General features: G+C 50.9%; 5 protein-coding genes. 1 reads left to right on the top strand and 4 read right to left on the bottom strand.

The genetic code is table 11. The features are described from left to right. The 4 genes from KDK14_RS14165 to KDK14_RS14150 all read right to left on the bottom strand — a co-directional run. A partial coding sequence (locus tag KDK14_RS14165) for a hypothetical protein (protein WP_257265825.1) occupies positions 1–2,362 on the bottom strand: 2,362 nt, incomplete at its 3' end. 139 nt (positions 2,363–2,501) lie between these two features. Continuing rightward, positions 2,502–2,675, bottom strand: coding sequence for a hypothetical protein (locus KDK14_RS14160; protein WP_257265824.1), 174 nt, complete (start codon positions 2,673–2,675; stop codon positions 2,502–2,504). A gap of 2 nt (positions 2,676–2,677) precedes the next feature. After that, complete coding sequence (locus KDK14_RS14155; protein ID WP_257265823.1) at positions 2,678–2,920, bottom strand: hypothetical protein; 243 nt, start codon at positions 2,918–2,920, stop codon at positions 2,678–2,680. Between the two features lie 34 nt (positions 2,921–2,954). Further along, a complete protein-coding gene (locus tag KDK14_RS14150) occupies positions 2,955–4,460 on the bottom strand; it encodes a hypothetical protein (protein ID WP_257265822.1) in 1,506 nt (501 codons plus the stop codon). Positions 4,461–4,915: 455 nt separating this feature from the next. Here KDK14_RS14150 and rlmB point away from each other — a divergent pair, with 455 nt between their 5' ends. Continuing rightward, complete coding sequence (gene rlmB, locus KDK14_RS14145) at positions 4,916–5,650, top strand: 23S rRNA (guanosine(2251)-2'-O)-methyltransferase RlmB (RefSeq protein WP_257265821.1); 735 nt, start codon at positions 4,916–4,918, stop codon at positions 5,648–5,650. Positions 5,651–5,827: the final 177 nt, after the last annotated feature.

Genomic DNA, 5,827 nt, shown 5'->3' with positions numbered 1-5,827 from the left:
GACTCCGCTCAGGATGAACGCAGACCGAGTTTAAAATGTCGGAATTATTTAAGGACAATTCCATAGCTGGTAAATAGCAGCCAATCGCATCGCTGATCCGGGTGATGGGTCGCAGGGCTAACTCTGTGCCCCTTAACCCATTCTGATAGCCCTGGTACCACTGATAGATGGCATACAGCATAATGCCGCCGGTGAGAATTCCCGCTGCTAACCCCCCGGCCAGGGCAGGCAATGGAATGCCTGCATCCACTTCGTCAGTGTTAAGAAAGGATGAAGTATCACCGTTATCGGTTGCGTTGACCAATGAAGAAGCCGGTGAGCTGGCCGACTGTGAATTTGACAAATTCGCCGATAACGATGTTTTTGCGTTCGGGGAATCAGGACTGCCTGTGGTCGTCCGGGTTACCGTGCTTTTACCCGGCGTTTCCAGAGGCGGACATAATACGTCAGCTGCTATATGATTACCGCCAGCTGTAGTGGTAGTGAGCAGGCCGGGGGAAGCATCAGGGCTTTCCTTCGGGCAGTTTGCCGCAGCGCAATCTGTATTTTCCCGCCTGGTTATACCATCAGCCGCACTGGTCAGATTGGTATTAAAAGCAAAGATCCGAGAAATTCCATCAGCAGTGTTGCTCACGGCTATGCCTGCCCGAAAGCCCCGGATAACGCTGTTGCAGACAGTGGTATTGCTGATGGTTGTGCACCCCTGTTTTTTATAGCCGACGCCCACTGCGGCATAACCTGTTCTTTCGCTAGCCGATATCCAACAATTAATAGCGGTTGTCTGACTGATCAGTGTGTTACCGGAGTGTTTACATTCAGCCACAGCAATCGCTGCACCAGTGACAAAGCATTGCTGTTGCCTGGCTGCGATGATTATATTTTTGGCTGTGGTGTTACGAATCAGGCAATCATCGGCAAAGGCTGTGGCAACGGCTACGAAACCTTTGGCAGATAATTCAGAATGTTCGGCCAGTGTATTTTCGATCCTGCTTGAATAACACTGTGCTGTTACGATTCCGGTATATGATGAATGTTGCTCCCAACCCTGAGCCCTTTCGGATTCAAGGTGGTTATTGATAGCGATGGTATCGCGAATACTGCATTGATACGCGTTGGCAACAATTACTGCAACACTTGGGTAAATTGTATCGTCTCTTGGCACACGTATGGTGTTATTGATGGCACGGGTACCCATGATAGTTGTTCTTAACGCCTGCCCTGCGACACCTCCTGCAAGGACAACTATCGTGTTGGCTACCAGGTGGTTATTGGTTAGGCTCAAGTTCCTGACAGTGAATCTGTCAGGCATTTCCCTGCCCGGAATCCCAACCATTTTCCCCGCCATCAGGCCAGCGATCATAAGATGACTGTTGCTGTAGGTGTTACCTGTTGTGATCCGACAATTGTCAATCACGTTGCTGTCTATAGAGATAGATCCAAAAGCATATCCGATCAATATCCCTACATTGGCAGGGCGGGTAGCAGCTATATCTGCGCTCACATTCGAGTGCCTGACCCGGTTACCTGCCAGTGTCAGGTTGCCCCGGGCATGCCCCGCCAGCATTCCGAACCGAACTACATTATAGATATAGGCATCATCGGCTTGCTGCAACTTGAAACAAGAATGTTCCACGGTGATGTTTTTCAACAGCGCGTGTCCCCTGGCTTCACAGGTAACAACGCCCTTATTACCGGCAAAACGCCGGTCATTTATAGTCACATCGGCTTTTTCGACCACCAGGTCACGGACTATTCCACTATCTTCAACCCGTAAGAAGAGGCAGTTATTCAGGTTGCTGATGCTCTTGCCGTTACCGTTGTACTCACCAGTGAAGTACGGGATGGGTGAGTGGTTACCGGCATCAATATCAGTGGTCTGTATATATTTACCATCAGGTGGATAGCATGGATGCTCCCCGCCGATTTTAGCCAGGTCAGCCACACTCTGAACCGGCATCGGCTCGCTCCTGCAGCCAGGCGGAGTGGTTGAGGCAGCAGTGCCGGGCGGTTCGGTTTCAGGGTTGCGGTCTTGCGGTGTCTGGCCCCCGCAACCCGGCAGGCTGGCCAGCGCCAGACAGGCCATGGCCACCTGGTTAATGGTATTGAAATAGCTGTTGGCGGGTATGGCTTTCTGGGCCAGACGCAGGGCCAGCTCTTTGGGTTGAATCTTCAGTTGTATCCACGGACTATCGGGCTGGTCCGGCCGTTGCCCGGGGTCAAAGCCAGGATGAAAGGATTTAACCGCTGTTTTAGTGACATTCCAGAAACCTGGCCAGCCCGAACCCAGCCCCTGGCCGTTATCCGTGGCAGTCGATTCTGACGGTGGCATCATGGTTACGCAGGCAGTAAGTACAGGTGGCATTTCAGGGCTTCCGGGTTTGCAGGGCTGGAAAGACAATTGTAGTTACAAATAGGATGTTTGCAGTTTGTCTTGGCAGCGCCGGGATGACTGAGAGTGCGTGGAATGTTCCGGGCTGACAGCATTGGCCGCCTGGGGGATATCAGAGCTGTTGGAGAATCTGCTCAACGCTGTCGGCCCCATCACCAAAGCGCATACGGGTGTTCTGGCGGAAGAGCCGTGGGTTTTGCACACCCTCCCGCATAGCCGGGATGGGTGAACGCTTTTCAGCATTTATCCGCATCAATCGCTGGCAGGCTGCCGGTTCAGGTTTCATGGTCAAACATCCATCGGCTGCAAGGAAACCAGTTCCATGCTATCCGCTTTTTTCCCCATAGCGGGTGCCTGGCAGCAAATTGCGTCGCTGATCCGGGTGATGGGTCGCAGGGCTAATTTTGCCCCCCTTAACCCTCGCCGATAGCCCTGGTACCACTGGTAAATGGCATACAGGATAAAGCCGCCGGTGAGAATGCCCGCTGCTCCCCCTCCGGCCATGGCAGGAAGCGGAATGCCTGCATCCACTTCCCTGGTGTTGAGGAGGGATGAGGTATCGCTGTTATCGGTTGCGTTGATGGATGAAAAAGCCGGTGAACTGGCCAGCTGTAAACTGGACAGTGATGGCCTTGGCCTTGCAGAACGGGTCAATGCTGAAATTGACGGAGCCATCGAGGAAGTTAATGCACTTATTATACGAATTCAGCAACGATGATTTTGCCCTCGGTGAGTAGTTCGGGTAATCAGAGCTGCCACTGGTAGCCGTGCTGGTGAACAGTGTTTCCGACGGTGGATACAAAAAGTCAGTTGTTGTTTGATTGCTGCCTGCTGTGGTGCCCGTGGTGAGTCGAGTGGGATGAGCATCAGTACTTTTCTGCAGGCAGTTTACCTCAGCGCAACCGGAATTTTCCAGCCGGGTATTGAGTTTGGTGTTACAGGCATAGGTGCGAGTAAATAGATGATCAGTGTCGCCAGCGGCTATGCGTGCGTGAGCACCCTTGATGGTACTGTTGCAGGCAGCGGTATCGCTGATGGTTACATCTCCCCTTCGACCTCGATAGCCAGCGCCCACTGCGGCATAACCATATCTTCCGTGAGCTGATATCTGACAATCGATAGCGGTTGTCTGGCTAATCTTATTGTTGGAGTGCGCGTATTCTCCAAACTTGGCCACAGCAATCGCCGCAACAGTTCTTGTATCGCCTTTGCCTTCGGCTTTAATTGTCACATTTCTGGCAGTGGTGTTATGGATCGTGCATCGATAATCGAGAAAGGCAGTGGCAACAGCTGCCCAACGTTTGGAGTACAATTCACTATGTTCGGCCAGAGTATGTTTGATCGTACTACTCTTGCAATTTGCTGTTACGATTCCCGTAGAGGGTCCGTCAAATCTTGAGTCAAAAGCATACCCATCTAACATAAGAATGTTTTTGATAACAGTAGTATTGCTAATATGGCAGCTCGACGCTGAGGCAACAACTACCGCATTCTTTGGGTCAATACTGAACCTTCTCCCGGAAAGTATGGTGTTATTGAAGGCATAGGTACCCTCAATAGTTGTGCCACTCGCACACCCCGCAACACCACCGGCGTGGACATATCGCGTGCTGTCGGTCAGATGGTTATTGGTAAGTTTCGAGTTTTTGACAGTGACTTTTCCCACCATTTTACCAGCCATCAAGCCAGTGCAGGTCTTAATACGCGTATCTTCGTATGGGTCACTTCCCGTGGTGATAGTACAATTGTCAATCGAATTATTGTCCAGGGAAGCGGGTCCTTCGGCCTTTCCGGTTAATACTCCTACACTATGATACCCATGCTTTTTTCTTGTATATGCGCTCATTATCGAGTGCTTGACTTGGTTGCCTTCCAGTTTTGAGCTGCCTTTGATCTCTCCCGCCAGCATTCCAATATTTCCCGAGCCATCTCCTGCTTCCAACTTGAAATAAGAATGTTCCACGGTGTTATTTTTCAACTGCGCATGTTCGCTGGCTTCGCAGGCGATTACGCTCTTATTACTGGTAAATTGCCGGACATTTATATCTACACGAGCATTTGTAACCACCACGTTACGTACTATTCCCCCTCTTTCCACCTGCTGGAAGAGGCAGTTATTCAGGTTGCTAATGCTCTTGCCGTTACCGTTGTATTCCCCAGTGAAGTGCTGGATGGGTGAGTGGTTGCCAGCATCAATATCCGGGCTAAGTCGGGTTCACTACTCACCGATTGGGTGAGCACTCTGATTCACCCCAAAGCCGCGGATTGCAGGGGCTTCAGATGAATTTATGCGGTTCAACTGCTGAATTCAGGTTTAAGTAGTTGGTCAAACCCAAATGCAATCGTATATTTCTGGCTAAGTCGGCGGTTACTATCAACGCAGGGAGCATAGCCGTGGCTATGGAGTTGTAACTCCGCACGACTGAATGGATGCAGGAGCAGTTGCCGAGAGTGGCTGATGGTCAGAAACCAGGATTTCATTTGGTTAACTATTATGGCCTGACAAGGCTTTCAGATGAGAAATCAATGAGCAATGACGTAGTATATGGCCTGCATGCGGTGCAGAGCCTGTTTGAACGGTCACCCGAAAGGGTATTGGAGCTTCAGGTCCAGAAAGGGCGTACGGATAGGCGAATCAATACATTAGTTGATCAGGCCAGGGATCTGGGCGTTTCTGTCCGATTTGTTGATCGCAGTCGTCTGGATGCCAAAGCGGATGGTGTGCATCAGGGTATTATGGCCAGAGTTTCTGCAGCCCGGGTTTATCGGGAGGAAGATCTGGAGGATATCCTTGATCGGCTGAATGAACCACCATTCCTCCTGATTCTGGATGGTGTTACTGACCCACACAATATTGGAGCCTGCCTGCGGACCGCCGATGCAGCAGGCGTGCAGGGGGTTATTGTGCCCAAAGATAAATCCGCCAGTCTCAATGCCACAGCAACCAAAGTGGCCTGTGGTGCGGCAGACAATGTGCCCCTGATTCAGGTGACCAATCTGGCACGATGTATGGAATGGCTCAAGAAGCGAGGTATCTGGATGGTTGGTACCGCAGGTGAGAGTTGCGGCAATATTTATCAGTCAGATTTAACCGGACCTCTGGCACTGGTCATGGGCGCAGAAGGTAAAGGAATGCGTCGCCTGACCAGAGACCTGTGTGACTTGCTGATTTTTATTCCAATGACCGGTTCTGTCAGTAGCCTCAATGTATCGGTTGCTACCGGAGTGTGTTTATTTGAGGCGGTTCGGCAGAGGCAATGATTGTCACCACTGTGATTTCACTGAGACTCGGACAGCCTCCCGGAGCAACGCAGGAGCAGCTGCCGAGAGTGCCGTCACAAGGAGTCAGAAATATTCTATTCCATATGGACAACTACTTAAGAAATACCTGAATCCGTAAGGTTTTGATTGCACCGGAAGAATTTTACCAATTTAATA

Origin of the sequence: Endozoicomonas sp. ONNA2 (genome assembly GCF_024606365.1) — a bacterium.
Taxonomy (GTDB): Bacteria; Pseudomonadota; Gammaproteobacteria; order Pseudomonadales; family Endozoicomonadaceae; genus Endozoicomonas.
This window is presented reverse-complemented; position numbering and strand designations above follow the sequence as displayed.